Source organism: Kitasatospora sp. NPDC059648, assembly GCF_042734825.1.
Taxonomy (GTDB): Bacteria; Actinomycetota; Actinomycetes; order Streptomycetales; family Streptomycetaceae; genus Kitasatospora.
Genome location: NZ_JBHWDU010000050.1, coordinates 31,237 through 47,451 on the forward strand (window position 1 = coordinate 31,237; position 16,215 = coordinate 47,451).

General features: G+C 72.8%; 14 protein-coding genes, 1 tRNA gene and 1 pseudogene. 5 read left to right on the forward strand and 11 right to left on the reverse strand.

All coding sequences use genetic code 11. The annotated features are described in order from the left end of the window. Window positions 1-368: 368 nt before the first annotated feature. Window positions 369-557, reverse strand: a complete 189-nt coding sequence (locus ACFV1W_RS25655) for a hypothetical protein (RefSeq protein ID WP_380419580.1) — start codon at window positions 555-557, stop codon at window positions 369-371. On the opposite strand from ACFV1W_RS25655, the pseudogene ACFV1W_RS25660 reads away from it, so the two are divergent. Then, window positions 551-861, forward strand: a pseudogene (locus ACFV1W_RS25660) (tyrosine-type recombinase/integrase); the annotation flags it as partial. The gene ACFV1W_RS25655 and the pseudogene ACFV1W_RS25660 sit on opposite strands and share 7 nt — an antisense overlap. 68 nt (window positions 862-929) lie before the next feature. Here the strand turns inward: ACFV1W_RS25660 and ACFV1W_RS25665 are convergent. Beyond that, window positions 930-1,004 (reverse strand) — tRNA-Val (locus tag ACFV1W_RS25665). Window positions 1,005-1,159: 155 nt separating this feature from the next. Here ACFV1W_RS25665 and ACFV1W_RS25670 point away from each other — a divergent pair. Together ACFV1W_RS25670 and ACFV1W_RS25675 are read left to right on the forward strand one after the other, a co-directional pair. Then, window positions 1,160-2,527, forward strand: a complete 1,368-nt coding sequence (locus ACFV1W_RS25670; protein ID WP_380419602.1) for a hypothetical protein — start codon at window positions 1,160-1,162, stop codon at window positions 2,525-2,527. 22 nt (window positions 2,528-2,549) lie between these two features. Further along, window positions 2,550-2,765, forward strand: coding sequence for a zinc ribbon domain-containing protein (locus ACFV1W_RS25675; protein WP_380419581.1), 216 nt, complete (start codon window positions 2,550-2,552; stop codon window positions 2,763-2,765). Between the two features lie 82 nt (window positions 2,766-2,847). Here ACFV1W_RS25675 and ACFV1W_RS25680 read toward each other — a convergent pair whose 3' ends face one another. The 3 genes from ACFV1W_RS25680 to ACFV1W_RS25690 all read right to left on the reverse strand — a co-directional run bounded on the left by ACFV1W_RS25680 (window position 2,848) and on the right by ACFV1W_RS25690 (window position 7,647). Continuing rightward, window positions 2,848-3,684 (reverse strand): HAD family hydrolase, encoded by an 837-nt coding sequence (locus ACFV1W_RS25680; RefSeq protein ID WP_380419582.1) that lies wholly within the window; start codon window positions 3,682-3,684, stop codon window positions 2,848-2,850. After that, window positions 3,684-6,287: a phosphoribosyltransferase gene (locus ACFV1W_RS25685; protein WP_380419583.1), complete on the reverse strand. Its 2,604-nt coding sequence runs from the start codon at window positions 6,285-6,287 to the stop codon at window positions 3,684-3,686. The genes ACFV1W_RS25680 and ACFV1W_RS25685 overlap by 1 nt, the downstream gene beginning before the upstream one ends. A gap of 166 nt (window positions 6,288-6,453) precedes the next feature. After that, the gene (locus tag ACFV1W_RS25690; protein WP_380419584.1) at window positions 6,454-7,647 is read right to left on the reverse strand and encodes an HpcH/HpaI aldolase/citrate lyase family protein; all 1,194 of its coding nucleotides are present in this window, start codon (window positions 7,645-7,647) and stop codon (window positions 6,454-6,456) included. Between the two features lie 317 nt (window positions 7,648-7,964). On the opposite strand from ACFV1W_RS25690, the gene ACFV1W_RS25695 reads away from it, so the two are divergent. Continuing rightward, window positions 7,965-9,212, forward strand: a complete 1,248-nt coding sequence (locus ACFV1W_RS25695) for a TerD family protein (protein WP_380419585.1) — start codon at window positions 7,965-7,967, stop codon at window positions 9,210-9,212. A gap of 116 nt (window positions 9,213-9,328) precedes the next feature. Here the strand turns inward: ACFV1W_RS25695 and ACFV1W_RS25700 are convergent, their stop codons facing one another. Then, complete coding sequence (locus ACFV1W_RS25700; protein WP_380419586.1) at window positions 9,329-10,084, reverse strand: Tellurium resistance; 756 nt, start codon at window positions 10,082-10,084, stop codon at window positions 9,329-9,331. Between the two features lie 398 nt (window positions 10,085-10,482). On the opposite strand from ACFV1W_RS25700, the gene ACFV1W_RS25705 reads away from it, so the two are divergent. Beyond that, window positions 10,483-11,667: a DUF2637 domain-containing protein gene (locus ACFV1W_RS25705; RefSeq protein WP_380419587.1), complete on the forward strand. Its 1,185-nt coding sequence runs from the start codon at window positions 10,483-10,485 to the stop codon at window positions 11,665-11,667. An 82-nt stretch (window positions 11,668-11,749) separates the two neighbouring features. Here the strand turns inward: ACFV1W_RS25705 and ACFV1W_RS25710 are convergent, their stop codons facing one another. The 5 genes from ACFV1W_RS25710 to ACFV1W_RS25730 all read right to left on the reverse strand — a co-directional run bounded on the left by ACFV1W_RS25710 (window position 11,750) and on the right by ACFV1W_RS25730 (window position 15,764). Next, the gene (locus tag ACFV1W_RS25710; protein WP_380419588.1) at window positions 11,750-12,844 is read right to left on the reverse strand and encodes a DUF475 domain-containing protein; all 1,095 of its coding nucleotides are present in this window, start codon (window positions 12,842-12,844) and stop codon (window positions 11,750-11,752) included. A 163-nt stretch (window positions 12,845-13,007) separates the two neighbouring features. Then, window positions 13,008-13,586 carry a TerD family protein gene (locus ACFV1W_RS25715; protein WP_380419589.1) on the reverse strand — a complete coding sequence of 193 codons (579 nt, stop codon included), beginning with the start codon at window positions 13,584-13,586 and terminating at the stop codon, window positions 13,008-13,010. Between the two features lie 208 nt (window positions 13,587-13,794). Next, window positions 13,795-14,370 (reverse strand): TerD family protein, encoded by a 576-nt coding sequence (locus tag ACFV1W_RS25720; protein WP_380419590.1) that lies wholly within the window; start codon window positions 14,368-14,370, stop codon window positions 13,795-13,797. 222 nt (window positions 14,371-14,592) lie between these two features. After that, window positions 14,593-15,051, reverse strand: a complete 459-nt coding sequence (locus ACFV1W_RS25725) for a peroxiredoxin (RefSeq protein WP_380419591.1) — start codon at window positions 15,049-15,051, stop codon at window positions 14,593-14,595. 272 nt (window positions 15,052-15,323) lie between these two features. After that, the gene (locus ACFV1W_RS25730) at window positions 15,324-15,764 is read right to left on the reverse strand and encodes a DUF3052 domain-containing protein (RefSeq protein WP_380419592.1); all 441 of its coding nucleotides are present in this window, start codon (window positions 15,762-15,764) and stop codon (window positions 15,324-15,326) included. Window positions 15,765-16,215 lie beyond the last annotated feature (451 nt).

The window sequence follows — 16,215 nt, forward strand, 5'->3', positions numbered from 1 at the left end:
CGGATATGAACCCGGAACAGTCCTCGCGGTACGTGCCGTTGGCGTCGGTCTTGTAGCCCGACTGGTTGTAGGGCACGCCCTCGTCGACCCAGCTCTGCGCGCGGGCCAGCACTTCGCCGCGGGAGATCGTGCCTCCGGCGCTCGAAGCGGCGTGCGCGGCGGGCATGGCGATGAAGAGCGAGGAGGCGGCACAACCGGCCACGACGACGGCGGTCGAGCGGAGGGCGGCACGGGTGATACGGGACATGGCGACGTGGTCCTGACGAGTGGAGGAAAGGTCTTCGACGTGCTGCGAGCTACTTCGTGGCGCTCGCGGAGTTCATCTGGTCGGCGAGAGCGGTGAGCGCCGACTGGTCGTCCTTGGTGGCCTACTTGGCGCCGTTCTCGGCGAGCTCGGGGAACTGCAGGACGGTCAGCAGGTTTCCGCGCTGGACGAGGTAGATGTGGCTGGTCTGGGGCCCGGCTGCGGACATACCGCCGACAGCGGTCCACTGACGGGCGTAGGCGGTGCCGTCGCCGGTGGTGGCGGTCCGGCTGACCTGGGCTTCGGCGCTCACGTGGGACGAAGCAGCGGGAGGACGCCGGCCGGGAGTGGGAGGAGACCGGGTACGTGTTCACCACGCGGACCGGTCGGCCGATCGAGCCCCGGAACCTCAGCCGGTCCTTCGAGCGGATCGGGGCCGACGCCGGTCTGCCGCGCATCCGCCTCCACGACACGCGGCACGGCTGCGCGACGATCCTGTTCGCGGCCGGCGTCGCGCCGCGGGTGGTGATGGAGATTCTGGGGCACTCCCAGAGACGCGGCGCGAAGCCCTCGGGCACATGGACCGCTTGCTCAAGAGGCGCCGCAAGACCGACTGACATCAGCGGTTGCCGTCAATCAGTGCAGTCAAAAGGCCCGCAGCATGATCGCTGCGGGCCTTATGTGCTGGTGGGCGCGGACGGTTTCGAACCGCCGACATCTGCTTTGTAAGAGCAGCGCTCTACCACTGAGCTACGCGCCCCCGGTCGTGGCCCGGTGGGCGCACGACGAGAGCTTAGGGTACCTGGTCCGGAGAGGTGGTGTGGTGTGGGGCGGGCCCCGGGGTGCCGCTGGGTGGGGCGGATCGGGGAGAATGGGCGCGGATCAGCGGGTCGGAGCAGGGAGCGCGCAGTGGCGGTGGCCGGCGGGAGCGGGCGGCGGGGGCGGCGTCGGGCGGGGAGTGCGCTGGGCGACGCGCTGGTGTTGCCGGTGGTGCTGGCGGGTGCGCTGGGGGCCGTGGGGCTGGCGTCGGCGGGCAGTGGCGGCTGGTGGGGCCGGCGCGGGGCCGGGGAGGGCGTGCGGGCGGAGGCCAAGGAGGCCCGGGCCGCGGCGCAGGAGGCTTTCTACGAGCTGGAGGAGACGCAGCGCGAGGTGCAGCTCGCGGTGGAGACCGTCCGGGCCGTCGAGGAGGGCGGGGGGGCTCAGCGGGTGCTGGGCGAGCTGTCGGCGATCTCCGGTCGGGTCGAGCAGGTCACGGTGAACTACCTGGCCGCCCTCGACGCCCACGACCTGGACAACGAGGCGCTGGACGCCGGTTCCGCCTCCCAGGCGCGGCGCCTGCTGGAGGACGTGAAGGGCCAGCTGCACTCCGCCCGCGCCGAGCTGAACGACTTCCTGCGCCGCCTCCAGCCCAGCGTCCAGCACGCCGAGCGGCAGCTGATGCGGGTCGCCCCGGCCGTCGAGCAGGCCAAGCGCGCGCTGCTGCAGGCCACCACCACGCTGGACGAGGTGCGCGGCGCCGGGCTGCGGGCCGACGACCTGGCGGCCCGGCTGGCCGAGCTGGCGCCCGAGTTGGGGCGGCTGAACGAGGGGGCGGCGCGGCACGGCGTGGCCGCCACGCTGCAGCGGGCCGAGGACGTGAAGCGGCGCGCGGAGGCGATCTCCGCGGACGCCGCCCAGCTGCCCGAGCGGGCCCGCGAGCTGGACCGGCGGGTGTCCAGCCTGCGGACCAGGATCCAGGCGCTGGAGACCAGGGCGGCGACGGTCGACCCGGCGCTGAGCGAGCTGCGCCGCCGGTTCAGCACCGCCTGCTGGCAGGACCTCCAGCCGGTGCCGGAGCAGGTCGCCGAGGCCGGCCGGGCCGCGGAGCGCAAGCTCGCCGAGGCCGCCCGGGCCCGGGACGAGCAGCGCTGGGCGGACGCCACGGCCGCGATCGGTACGGTCCGGGCGCTGCTGGACACCGCGGACGGCTCGGTGCAGGCGGTGAACGACCGGCTGCGGCAGCTGAACGAGGTGCAGCACGATCCGAACCGGGAGGTGGAGCGGGCCCGCTTCGCCGTACGGGACGCCCAGCGCCTGGCGATGGCGGGCCGCAGCGCGCCGGACCCGCGGCACGCCGCCCCGCTGGACGAGGCGGTGGCCCGCCTGGACCGGGCGATGGCGACCCTCCAGGCCGCCGGCCGGCACCCCGACTACTGGTACTTCCTGACCGAGCTGGCGGCGGTGCGGGAGACGGCGGCGCGGGTGATCGACCTGATCCGGGGAGATCTGGGGCAGCACCGCTGAGCGCGGTCGGTACCCTGCCGGTATGCCACGCTACGACTTCCGCTGCCGCTCCTGCGGCGCCACCTTCGAGCTCAGCCGCCCGATGGCGCAGGCCAACGACCCCGCCGCCTGCCCGCAGGGCCACCAGGACACCGTGAAGCTGCTGTCCACCGTCGCCGTCACCGGGGCGGCGAGCGGCGGCGCGCCGCAGCAGGCCGCGAGCGGGGGCGGCTGCTGCGGCGGCGGGTGCTGCGGCTGACCGACCGGGTCGCGGGCGCTGCGGCCGGGGCGGGCGCTGCGGCCGGCCGACCGGGCGGCTGCCGCGCCCGCGAGTGCCGCGGCTAGGACCGCACGGGCCCGACGCCCTGACCGGCCGCAGCCGCCGAGAGGAACCGACGGACGATCTCCTCCCCCGCCGCCACCCCCACCTCCGCGAGGGCGGTGACGCCGGGGGCCGTCCACCCGCTGTCGGCCAGTTCGCCGTGCCCGGGCCGCCAGCCGGCGTCGGCGGCGAGCAGCAGGTCGGCGTCCAGCAGCGAGTCCCCCGCCGCCAGCACGGTGCCCGCGCCGCTGCGGCGGACCACCTCGGCCAGCGCCGCGCTCTTGCACAGCGGCTGCGGCACGGCGTACACCTTGCGGCCCTGCAGCGAGACCCGCCAGCCGCGTTCGGCGCACCAGCCGGTCAGTTCGGCCAGCCAGCCGTCGGGCAGCCGGTCCCGTTCGACGACCAAGTAGACGAACAGCTCGTCGGCGACCCGCCGCTTGCGGGTCCACTCCGGGTCGGCGCGGAGCGCGAGCTGCCGCGCCACCTCCTCCGTCGGCGCCGAGCCGGCCGCGATCCGGCCGGTGATCTCGCGGCGCCAGTCCCGGTCCGGCTCGCCGTCCACCAGCAGCTGCCCGCCGTTCGCGCAGATCGCGTAAGTCGGCCGCGGGCCGGGCAGGTTGACCCGCCGGTACTGCTCGACGGTCCTGGTGGTGGCGGGCACGAAGCCGGCCGTGCGGCCCAGTTCGGCCAGCAGCACGGCCGCCCGCTCGGTCAGGTAGGACAGCGGCCGCCCGTCCAGCACCTCGACGCAGAGCAGCCGCGGCGCCTCCCGGTCGGGCCCGGCCAGCGCCAGCGCCCGCTCGGAGTAGATCAGCGTACGGTCGAGATCGCTGGCCACCAGCGCACCGCTCATCAGGACTCCCTCCCCCGCACGGCCAGCCCGCTGGCCCCCGTCGCGCCCCGACTGTAGCGGGGGTGGATGAGGCCCACGCAGCTGTACGGCAGCCCGTCCACCTCCTCGACCGGCACGCCGCGCTGCGCGGCGAGCAGTCGCACGTGGTCGAGGTCGGCGCCGGCGCCGCGCCGGGCCAGCACCCGCCAGGGGACGCGCCGCAGCAGCACCCGGGTGGTCTCGCCGACGCCGGGCTTCACCAGGTTGACGTCGTCGATCCCGTACTCGGCGCTGATCCGCTCGACGGCGGCCCAGCCGGCCCAGTCGGGGGCGCGGTCCGGATCGGCGGCCAGGCGCCCGGCGCCCTCGACCGCCTCTGCGCGCACCTCGTCGAAGCACGCGGCCACCGTGGACAGGAAGGCCTCCGACACGTCGCCGCCTGCCAGTTCGGCATAGTGCTTGGCGCCGTGGAAGTCGTCCGGACCGATCAGCCCGGCGCGCAGCACGGTGCGCGAAACCAGACCGGACACCGTGGAGTTGAGGCAGGCGGAGGGGATCAGGAAGTCGTCCCGGGTGCCGTACGTGCGCACGCAGCGGCCGGGGTCGGCGAGTACCGCGAGATCCGGGTCGAAGCCGGTGCCGGCCAGCGCGTCGGCGAGCTCACGGGTGATCGCGCCCTTGCCGGTCCAGCCGTCCACGAACACCACGTCCGCCGCCCGGTGGTGGGCCGCCAGGTAGCGCAGGGCGACCCGGTCGACGCCCCGGCCGCGGACGATCGACACCGCGTAGTGCGGTACGTCCAGGCGGTGGGCGAAGGCCAGCCAGCGGCGGACCAGGATGCCGACCGGCGTCCCGGCCCGGGCCAGCGAGGCCAGCACCAGTCCGGGCCCGCGCTCGCGCAGCAGCGTCTCGGCGACGGTGCCGACGGCGAGCGCGATCCGGCGGGCGGAGCCGCGCAGCGCCTGGTGGAACAGCTCCTGGTACTCGGGGCTGGGCCGGTACTCGACCGGCAGCGACTCGGCGTAGTGGGCGCCGCCGTTCTGGACGGCCTCCTCCCGCTCCTCGGTCGGGGCCTCCAGCCGGACGCCGGAGAGGTCCTTGAGCAGCCAGGCCACCTCCTCGGGGCGGTACGAGGAGAACGCCGGTCCGTACAACGGCGTGGGCAGCGGGGCGGGCGACGGGTCGGGCAGGGCCGGCCGATGCGAGGGCAGTACCGCGAGGACCACCCGGTCCGTGACCTGCCGCAGCTGGCGCAGCAGCGCGTACTCCCCCTGGTGCAGGGCCGGGGTGTCGGCCACGTCGTCCACCACCAGCACCACGGCGTCGAAGCGGCGGGCCCCGTCGGCGCCCGGGGCGACGTTGTAGACGTAGCGCTCGCGCGAACCGCCGTCCTGCGGGTCGTCGTGGGCGGGGAAGGCCAGCCGGGTGCGGATGGCGTAGCCGGGGTCGTCCACGGCGAGGACGGGCGAGCGGGTGGTGGTGGAGTACCGGACGCGGTCGCCGCCGAGCCGCTGGGCGAGCGACTCGGCGAGCCGCAGCGGCGCGTACATCAGCTCCTCGAAGCCGAGTACCAGCACCCGCTGCGGCGCGCCGGACGAAGCCTCAGGCCCGGACGGGGCCTCAGAGCCGGGCGGGGCCTCCGCACCGACCGGAGCCCAAGAGCCGGACGGAGCCTCCGCGCCGACCGGAACCGAGGTGCCGACCGGAACCGAGGTGCCTGCCACGGCGGACGCCAACTGCCGTGCCAACGCCGGCAGTGCGGCATCCAGTCGCTCGCGGTCGCGGGCGGTGAAGCCGTGCCGGCCGCCGTCCGGCAGCCCGGCGGGCCAGTCGAGCTCGACCCGGACCAGCGGGGCGGGGTCGACGGCCGGGGGCGGGGCAGCCGGGGGCACCGCGGCGATCAGCCGCTCGGCCCGCGCCACGATGTCCTCGGGCAGGTCGACGCCGCCGCTCGCGGTGGCCACCACGTCCAGTCGGGCACCGAGTTCGGCGGCGGCCGCGGCGAGCCGGTGCCGGTCCTCGGCCGGGCGCAGGTCGACCAGGGCGACCACCACGTAGCGGTCGCGCGGGTGGCGGCCGTGCAGCGCGCGGATGGTGTTGAGGACCGTCCGGCCGGTCGACAGCTCGTCGTCCACCAGCACCAACGGGCCTCCCCCAGCGAGGAGTTCGGGATCGGCCGGGAGCAGCAGGTGCTCGGTGGCGTGCGAGTGCTCCTCCTCGAAGCCTCCGAGCGGGGGGATCCCGGGGACGGGGCGGCGGGTGGAGTGCAGGTAGGGCGCGTCGAGGCCGTCGGCGACGCTGTGGCCGAGGCCGGTGGCCGTCTCCGCATAGCCGAGCACGACGGCCCGCCCGGCCTCGTCGCCGAGCAGTTCGCTGACCCGGCGGCCGAGTTCGAGCCCGGCGCCGTGCACCACGGCGGGCCGCTGCGGGACGTGCTTGCCGAGCACGCTGGAGACCAGCAGGTGGGCACGCTTGGGGTTGCCGGACCGCAGGGCGAGGCCGACGAGGTCGGGCAGGCGCTCCGATCCGGTCAGCGCCACCCCGGCCCGCTCGGCGACCCAGCGTCCGGTCCACTCTCCGCGCCGTACTCCGCGCCGCGCGCCCTGTCGTTCCGCTGCCGTCATGACCAGTCCTGCCTTCGATGGTGCTCGTACGATGGTGCTCGTTCGCTGCTGTTCGTTCACAACTGCTCGTTCGATGGCGCTTGTTCGCCACTGCTCGTTCACCGGCACTCGTTCACCGGTGCCGGTCCGATGCCGTCGGCCGGACGGACGCGCGCCGGGTCAGGGCTCAGCCGCACAGGCAGGCCGACAGCAGCTCCGCGAAGCTCACGTCCTCGCGGGCCACCCCGAAGACCTCCGCCCGCAGCAGCACCCGCTCCGCCCAGGCGCGGTGCGGCCGGGCCTCGTTCATCTTGTTCGTATACGCCGAGCGCAGCACCCCGCCGCCGCCCTGCTCCTGCCGGAGGATGTCGCGGGCGTCGCAATACTCCTCGTGCGTGACCACGGAGAGCGCGTGCACCGCCGGGACGTGGCTCGGGTGGATGCAGGTCTTGCCCAGCAGGCCGTTGGTGCGGTCGAGTTCGACCTCACGGATGAGCCCGTCCAGGTCGTGCTCGATGATCCGGCGGCGGACCTCCTCCCCGGAGGCCCGGGCCGTTCCCGCGCTCTCCGCGAACGGGGTGCGGCGCAGCTGCGGCTTGAACATCCGCTCCTGCACCGGGAAGTACTCCCAGACCGGCCCGGTCACGGTGTACCCGGTGCCGTCCGCCCGGCCGAGCACGTTGACCACGTCCCCGATCGCCGCCGCGACCAGCGCCACGTCGTACGCGGTGAGGTCGGGCGAGCGCCGCAGCCCGTAGGCGGAGCACAGGTCGGTGACGCCGAGCCGGACGGCGAGCACCCGGTCGCGGTGGGCGGCGAGCAGCTCGGCGATGCCGAAGAGCTGCTCGCGCCTGGTCTCCAGGTGGGCGAGTTCGGGCGATTCCAGGACGGGCATGGCGAAGAGTCGCCGCCCGGTGGCGGCCTCGGCTGCGGCGAGGGCGGCCAGGTAGGCGCCGCCGCCCTCGGCCGTGAACTTGGGCAGCACGAAGCCGCTCAGCAGCCCGACGGCCGGGCCGAGCCGTTCGGCCAGGTCGAGGATCTGCTCGGCGGTGCGAACCCTGATGAAGAGAAGTGGATGATCTTGTGCACAATCGGTGAAATCATTGACCAGGTCGGTGATCTGCCCGACCAGGTTCCGCTCGCCCGCGTCCACCTCGTGGTCGGCGATCGCGTCCTCCAGGCAGAGCACCATCGAAACCACGCCCCGAGCAGCCTGTTTGCGGATGTCGGCGGCCAGTGCGGGCCTGGTGGCGGGGCTGTAGAGGGTACCGCCGAGGGCGGTGGCGAGCACCGCGGGCTCGCTCTGCGCGGTGAACGTCCGCGGCTGCTCCAGGAACAGTCGGGTGCGGACGTCGTCGGCGAGGTGGCCGAAATGGCGCAAGGTGCTCTCCTCGGGGGTGGACGGCCTCCGGCCCGCGGTCTCACCTGGACACACCGTCGACGGACTCCCCTCCGCCGACCCTACGGGGGCCTGTTCGAACGACCATCGTACGGACGGATTCCGGCCGTTCCCGGCGCCGGGGCACTGAACTCCCGGAACATCCGGCGCCCTCGACGTCAACGGGGAGGATCATCCGACGATCGCGGGACCTCCCCGGCAAACCGCGGCCAAACGCAAGTCTTGGCAAAGTCCGCCCCCGCCCGGGCGCTCCCGGTCACGTTGTCCGAAGCGGTGGCGAACAGGCAGGATGGTCCGCTATGACGCACGTGATGGCCAAGGGCGCCAACATCGCACTGCCGGCGGCGGCGGTCCGCGCCGTGCTGCGCTGGAGCGCCACGCCCGGTGCGCCGGACGTGGACGCGTCCGCGCTGCTGCTCGGCGCCAACGGCAAGGTCCGTTCGGACGCCGACTTCGTCTTCTACAACCAGCCGCGGCACCCCTCCGGGCTGGTGCGCCACCTGCCCAAGCAGCACACCTCCGGCGGCGCCGAGATCACCGACACGGTCGAGGTCGAACTCGCCAAGCTGCCCGTCGAGGTGGACCGGGTGGTGCTGGCCGGCTCCTCCGAGGGCGGCCCTTTCCGCGCCGTCCCCGGACTGCGGCTGCTGCTGTTCGACGCCACGCTCGGTGAGGGCGCGGCGCCGCTCGCCGAGTTCGCGATCGAGGACGCCGAGAGCGTCACCGCCCTCGTCGCGGCCGAGCTCTACCGGCGCAACGGCAGCTGGAAGCTCCGGGCGATCGGCCAGGGCTACACCTCCGGCCTGATCGGCCTGGCCACCGACTTCGGCATCACCGTCGACGACGAGGCGGAGGAGGCCGCGGCGGCCCCGGCGCCGGCGCCGGTTTCCACCGCCAACCCCACCGGTGCCGTCGACCCGCGCGCCACCCCGCAGCCCGACCCGCGTTCCGAGGCCCGGCCGGAGGCGCGGCCCGAGCCCGGCACCTTCACCCTGAGCCCGGCCGTCCCCCACCCCCGGCCCCCGGCACAGCCCACCAGTTCCCCGGCGAACGCCCACGCTGCCGCCGCCGCGAACGGCCCGGCGACCCCGCCGCCCGCCGCACCGCCGACCACTCCCCCGCCGCCCACGGCCCCGCCGACCGTGACGCCCCCGCCGGTGGCCCCGCCCGCCGTGCCCCCGAACGTCCCACCGGCCCCGCCCGCACCACCGACGACCCACCCCGGCGGTCGGCCCGGCGGCTACGGCTACCCCCAGCCGCAACCCGGCACGGGGTACGGCTACCCGCAGCCGCAGCCCGCGACCGGCTACGGCTACCCCCAGCCCACCCAGCCGTACCCGCCGCAGCCCCAGCCGGGCACCGGCTACGGCTATCCCCAGCCGCCCCAGGCCGTCCCCCCGCAGCAGCACCCCGGCAGCTACGGCTACCCGCAGCAGCAGCCCGGCACCGGCCAGCAGCCGCCCGTCCCACCGCAGCCCCCGGCACCGGGACCGGCAGCCGAGGAGTTCGCACTGCCCCCGCAGGGGCCGCAGTTCCAGCCCCACTGAGCCACCCTCGGCAGGACGGCCACCCCGCCGGAACAGCCATCCGGACACGGCAGCCGCCCCGCCGGAACAGCCACCCCGGCGGGGCCGCCGCAGCACGACCGCGGCCCCGCCGGACCTCAGTCCCCGCGCCCCGGCTGCTGCCCCTTGTACCCGCGCTGCCACTGCATCCCGAAGCCGTACAGCCGGTCGATGTCCGCCTGGAACCCGTTGACGTACCGCACCTCACGGCGCACCATCAGCTGGTTGTCCCCGGCGTTCTCGATCAGCACCACCGCGCAGGAGCGCGCCGCCCGGGCCCGCTCGTCCAGCTTGATCTCGATCCGCGGCCCGCTCTGCGGGACGATCGTTATCACCGCGTGGGTCTGTTCGAAGGCCGGGGTGCCGTCGTAGATGTAGACGAAGATCAGCAGCCGCTTGAACTTCTCCTTCTTCTCCAGGTTGACGTACATCGTCTCGCCGGACGGCGCCCCGTACTGGTCGTCGCCGCTGAGCTTGATGTACGGCGGCTCCCGCAGGTCGCCGAAGAGTTCGCCGAGCGGCTGCACCACACCCCGGGTGCCGTCGGAGAGTTCGTACATGCAGGCCAGATCGAGGTCGACGTTCAACTGCTCGTTGCCGCCCGGCGAGTCCGGCTCCAGCGGGCTCAGGATCCGCGGGCTGAAGAAGCGCTTGACGGTCTCCCGGGTGCTCGGCCGGGACGCGCCCGAGCGCATGGTCCAGTGCAGGTTGACGTAGAGGTAGCCGGTGGTGGCCGCCGAGCCGGTGAGCGCGTGCTGCGGCGCCGACTTGGTGAGCGTGACCTTGTGCTGGGCGCCCGGGTCGTCGAAGGTGTAGCTCCTGTCCCCGCGCAGGTACTCCCAGATCGAGACCATCCAGTCCTCTCCCCCCTGCCACCGTCAGAAAGACGATCTGACGTACCGACGATCCGGCCGATCCGCCGCACGGCGATCCGCCGGTCCATGATCGGGCATCGACCCGGGCGACGGATACCCGGACTTGCCCTTTCCCTACCCCGTCCGGCCGTTCACGCCCATCCGTGACGCGAACCGGTGGGTCGATTGGCCCGAGGAAGCCGCCCTCCCGTAGCATGCCGCCCCTTCGGACGCGATATCGTCTAGCCGCACAGGTGTCCCGTCCGCCCCTGCGCGGGCGCGGTGGGCACGCCGTGCGGCGACGAACGAACCGTCAGGCAGTACCCGCTCGGCGGGTCCTGACCGCCTGTGTCGCGCTGTGAACCTGTCCCCTGCGGAAACCCGAGGCCCGACCCGCAATGAACCTGACCTCCATACAGCTGGTCTGGACCGTCATCGGCGGCGCAGCCCTGCTGTTCGTCGCCGTCCTGTTGGCGACGCTGCGATTCAAGAGCTCGAAGAAGGACGAGTCCACCGACTCCTGGGAGCGCAGCGAGGAGCGCCGCCGCCGCAAGGAGATGATCTACGGCATCTCCTCGTACACCCTGCTGTTCTGCTGCGCCGGCGTCGCGGCCGCGCTGTCGTTCCACGGCCTGGTGGGCTTCGGCATCGAGAACCTCGGCCTGTCCAACGGCTGGGAGTACCTCGTCCCGTTCGGGCTCGACGGCGCCGCGATGTTCTGCTCGGTGCTCGCCGTCCGCGAGGCCAGCCACGGTGACGCCGCGCTCGGTTCCCGCCTGCTGGTCTGGGTGTTCGCGATCGCCTCGGCCTGGTTCAACTGGGTGCACGCCCCGCGCGGCCTGGGCCACGCCGGCGCCCCGCAGTTCTTCTCCGGCATGTCGATCTCGGCCGCGATCCTCTTCGACCGGGCGCTGAAGCAGACCCGCAAGGCCGCCCTGCGCGAGCAGGGCCTGGTACCGCGTCCGCTGCCGCAGATCCGCATTGTCCGCTGGCTGCGCGCCCCGCGCGAGACCTACGCGGCCTGGTCGCTGATGCTGCTGGAGAACGTCCGCAGCCTGGACGAGGCGGTGGAGGAGGTGCGCGAGGAGCGCCAGGCGAAGCTGGACGCCAAGGTGCGCGCCCGTTCCGCCGACCGCCGCGAGCGGGCCGAGCTGAAGGCCATCTCCCGCCAGGGCGGCATGCTCGCCCGGGCCCGCGGCGGGCGTCAGGTGCCCGCGCTCACGGCGGCCGGAGACGGCCCGAGCGCTACGGAGCCTGCCCTAGCCGCCGGGAGCGACCAGGCCACCTCGACCGCGCAGGACCCGTTCGCCCCGATGACCACGCGCAGCTCGTCCGCCTCGGCGAGCCCGCTTGAGCCGACCGCCCTGGACGCCGGCCGGCCCCGCGCCGCCGTCGGTTCGTCCTACTCCTTCCCCTCCTCGACGGGCTCGACGAGCACCTCCATGAGCAGCAGCGGCCTGACCGGCAGCTCCTCCTCCCGCCGCTCGACGATCGACCTGACGGCCGACGACGACACCCTGTCGATGCCGAAGCTGGACTCGCTGGAGCGCAAGCTGCGCGCGATCGAGCAGCAGCTGGGCTGACCCGGCACCGCAGGAACGAGCGCGACGGCCGCCCCCGGGATCCCCGGAGGCGGCCGTCGCGCTCTGTCGAGACCTTCGCGAACTACTGTCCGCTGCCGACCAGCTCCTTCTCGTCCGCCGCGGTCCCGCGCCGGTTGCGCAGCATCGAGGAGGCCAGGGCCAGCCCGATGAAGGCGACGCCGATCAGACCGGTGACGATCTCCGGGATGTGGTACTTGATCCCGACCAGCAGGATCACCGCCAGCGCGCCGATCGCGTAGTGGGCGCCGTGCTCCAGGTAGACGTAGTCGTCCAGGGTGCCCTTGCGGACCAGGAAGACGGTCAGCGAGCGGATGTACATCGCGCCGATGCCGAGGCCCAGGGTGATCTGGAAGATGTCGCTGGAGATCGCGAAGGCGCCGACGACGCCGTCGAAGGAGAACGAGGCGTCCAGCACTTCCAGGTAGAGGAAGAGGAAGAACGCGGCCTTGCCGGCCACCTGGACGATGGACTTGCCGGACCTCTCGGCCTCCTCCTCGCGCTCGGCCTCCTCCTCCAGGCCCGATTCGAAGATCGAGGAGAGGCCGCCGACCGCGAGGTAGGTGATCAGGCCGAGCACACCGGCCAGCAGAACGGTTTCGGCGTGCTCCGCCGCGAAGAAGCGCGAGGCGAGCACCAGCGCGACCAGGGCGACGACGCTGGAGAGGGCGTCCAGCTTGCCGACCTTCTCCAGCGGGCGCTCCAGCCAGCCCAGCCAGTTGTGCTCCTTCTCGTCGAACACGAAGTCCAGGAAGATCATGAGCAGGAAGACGCCGCCGAAGGCCGCGATGGCCGGGTTGGCCGCCTCCAGGTACTGGCCGTAGGTCAGGCCCTCGTGGGTCTTGTCCGAGTGCAGGGCGAGGTCGATGACCGTCGCCGGGTTGAGCTTCGCGGTGAGGCCCACGACCAGCAGCGGGAAGACCAGCCGCATCCCGAAGACGGCGATCAGCACACCGACCGTCAGGAAGATCTTCTGCCAGTACGGGTTCATCCGCTTCAACACCGTGGCGTTGACCACCGCGTTGTCGAAGGACAGGGAGATCTCCAGGATGGAGAGGATCAGCACGATGCCGAAGCCTTGGGCCCCCCAGAGCAGTCCGGCCGCGATCAGGCCTACTGCGGTGATCGCGAATGACCAGCCGAATGTGCGGAGGAACACGGGAGTTGGCTACCTTTCGGGTTCTGGCCGTGTCGGGGGCGGCCTGGTCCCGAGACGCCCGACCGGGCCGGGCCCGGTCAGGTCACCCCCGCACTGCCCTCTGTTCTCATGATCGTGATCATTTGTTGATCGTTGATCGGGTGCGATAAGTCCGTTTACGCCCTCACTGTACGTTGACGCCGAAGTCGAGCGCGATCCCGCGCAGGCCGGAGGCATAGCCCTGGCCGACTGCGCGGAACTTCCACTCACCCGCGTACCGGTACAGCTCGCCGAAGATCATCGCGGTCTCGCTGGACGCGTCCTCGGACAGGTCGTAGCGCGCGATCTCCTGGCCGTCGACGGAGTTGACGACCCGGATGTAGGCGTTGCGGACCTGTCCGAAGTTCTGCAGCCGGGCCTCGGCGTCGTAGATCGAGACCGCGAAGACCACCTTGTCCGCCTGGGCCGGGACCAGCTCCAGGTTGACCAGGACCAGCTCGTCGTCACCCGTCTCGTCGCCGCCCACGAGGTTGTCGCCCTGGTGCTCCACCGAGCCCTCGGGGCTCTTGAGGTTGTTGTAGAAGACGAAGTACTCGTCGCCGAGCACCCGTCCGCCACCACAGATCAGGGCGCTCGCGTCGAGGTCGAACGGTGCGCCCGTGGTCGAACGGGCGGACCAGCCGAGACCGATCTGGACCTGCGTCAGGTTCGGCGCGGCCTTGGTGAGCGAGACGTTCCCGCCCTTGGCGAGCGTGACCACCATGGTGTTCTTCCTCCCTTGCTTCTCCCGGGGCGCCTTACAGGTGTAGTCCCCCGCCGCCCCGGCCGGCCCGGTTCGGCCGGCTGAACTTCCTGAACTCACATCCTCGCAGCGCGGCGGACCCCGACGAAGCCGAGGCGGCCCCGGACCGCGAAAGGTCCGGGGCCGCCCCGGGGGATCCGGCGCGAAACCCCTTGCGCCGCAGGAGGACTCAGACGTTGACGCCGAAGTCCTGGGCGATGCCGCGCAGGCCCGAGGCGTAACCCTGGCCGATGGCGCGGAACTTCCACTCGGCGCCGTTGCGGTACAGCTCGCCGAAGACCATCGCGGTCTCGGTGGAGGCGTCCTCGGAGAGGTCGTAGCGCGCCAGCTCCGCGTTGTTCTCCTGGTTCACCACCCGGATGAACGCGTTGCGCACCTGGCCGAAGTTCTGGCCCCGGCTCTCGGCGTCGTAGATCGACACCGGGAAGACGATCTTCTGCACGTCCGCCGGGACGCCGGCCAGGTTGACCTTGATCGCCTCGTCGTCGCCCTCGCCCTCGCCCGTCCGGTTGTCACCGGTGTGCTCCACGGAGCCGTCCGGGCTCTTCAGGTTGTTGAAGAAGACGAAGTTGCCGTCCGAACCGACCTTGCCCTGCTCGTTGCAGAGCAGCGCGCTGGCGTCCAGGTCGAAGTCCGTCCCGGTGGTGGTCCGGACGTCCCAGCCCAGGCCGACCACGACGGCCTGGAGCCCGGGGGCCTCCTTGGTGAGCGAGACGTTTCCGCCCTTGCTGAGGCTGACTCCCACGTGTCCTCCAAGAATCGGGAGGCACCGGCCGGTGCCCCCGGTGGTGCGGTTCGAGGGCGCCGCCCGCCGAAAACGGACGTACGCCCCACCCGCCAACGGCCCGAGCGTAGTACCGGGTTCCCGCACGCACGGCCGAACGGGCGACGCGGACGCGTCGCGCCGCCGTGCGGGCGGGCGAGCGGGCAGGCCCCGCGGGAGGCGGGCGGACGGGCCGGACGGGCCTCAGAGACCGGCCAGGACCATCAGGTACTCCTGCTCGTCCCGGGCGTCCGGCAGGCCGTTCACGACGCTCCAGCGCACCGTGCCGGCCCTGTCGATCACGAAGGTGCCGCGCAGCGGGCAGCCCTTCTCCTCGTCCAGGACGCCGTACGCGCGGGCGACCTCGCCGTGCGGCCAGAAGTCGGCCAGCAGCGGGAACTCCAGGCCCTCCCGGTCGGCGAACACGCGCTGGCCGAACTGCGAGTCGCAGGAGACGCCGAGCACCTGGACGTCGTCGTTCTGCAGCCCGGCCAGCTCGCGCTGGATCGCGCCCAGCTCGCCGGTGCACACGCCCGTGAAGGCGAAGGGGTAGAAGACCAGGACGACGTGCTTGCGGCCGCGGAAGTCGGCCAGCCGGACGGTTTCACCGTGCTGGGTGCGGAGCTCGAAGTCCGGAGCCGGGGTGCCGACCTCGATGGCCATGAGCGGGACCTTTCTGACGCGACCGGGCCGCGCGGCGGGCACGGCCGCCGCCATCCTCGCATCCGTTCACCCGCGTTGGGCCGAACGGATGACGAGCTCCGCCGGCCGCCCGCCCCTTCCGCCCTGAGCGAACACACGAACGGGCCCGGGAAGCACCCGGCCCCGCACCGCGCCACCTCGGAAAGGCGCCCCCGGGGCCCGGCCCGGGAAATGCGCCGGGCCCCGCCGGAGAAGATCTCCGACGGGGCCCGGCACGGGACTCAGGGACCCGCTCAGCGCTGCTTGGGCTGCTTCGCCGTGGACTTGGTCGCCAGGCGGGTGGCCGCCCAGTCCTTGGCGATCGCGATCGAGCTGGTCTGCGAGAGACCCGCGGTCTTCGCCGCGTCCGCGATGTCGGAGGCCTCGATGTGGCCGTCCCGACCGGTCTTGGGCGTCAGCAGCCAGATCAGACCGCCCTCGGCCAGGTATTCCAGGGCGTCGACGAGGGCGTCGGTGAGGTCCCCGTCGTCGTCGCGGTGCCACAGCAGGACGGCGTCCGCGACGTCGTCGTAGTCCTCGTCGACGAGATCCGTCCCGGTGATCTCCTCGATGCCCTCGCGGAGATCCTGGTCAGTGTCGTCGTCGTAACCCAGCTCCTGAACGATCTGACCTTCCTCGAAGTTCAGACGGGTCGCCGGGTTGGACTTGTCCGCGGGGTCCGCGGTCGCGCTCACGGGAATAACCTCCAGTATTCGGCTCGGCGTCCATGCCGAGGCTGTGGCCGTAGTCCACACGGGCGCGGCGGTTCGCGCAAGTACCCGACCGCCGATCCCCTCCAAAGGTTGACGTGTCACAGCGGGACACGCCGGTCGACGTGTCGGGAATCACATCGATTTGCCCTTCTCTGCATGCGACAAGGATGCTTCGGGTGGTCCCGGCCCACAGGCCGTACGCGTGCCCGAGATGCGAACGGCATTCGGGGTCCGCGCGTGCGCGGGCGTAGAGTCTCCTGTTGGCCCTCACCCCGGCCACCCGCCATCGGGTGGACGGGACACCAGGTCGGACCACCTCTTTTCGTAACACCCGGGGGTGTTCGGAGCGGACGAAGACGCCCGCGCCGCACGCCGCCAAGCCGCTCCGCCCACCAGGCGGAACGGTTACCGATCGGTAGAGATGACGGATCTC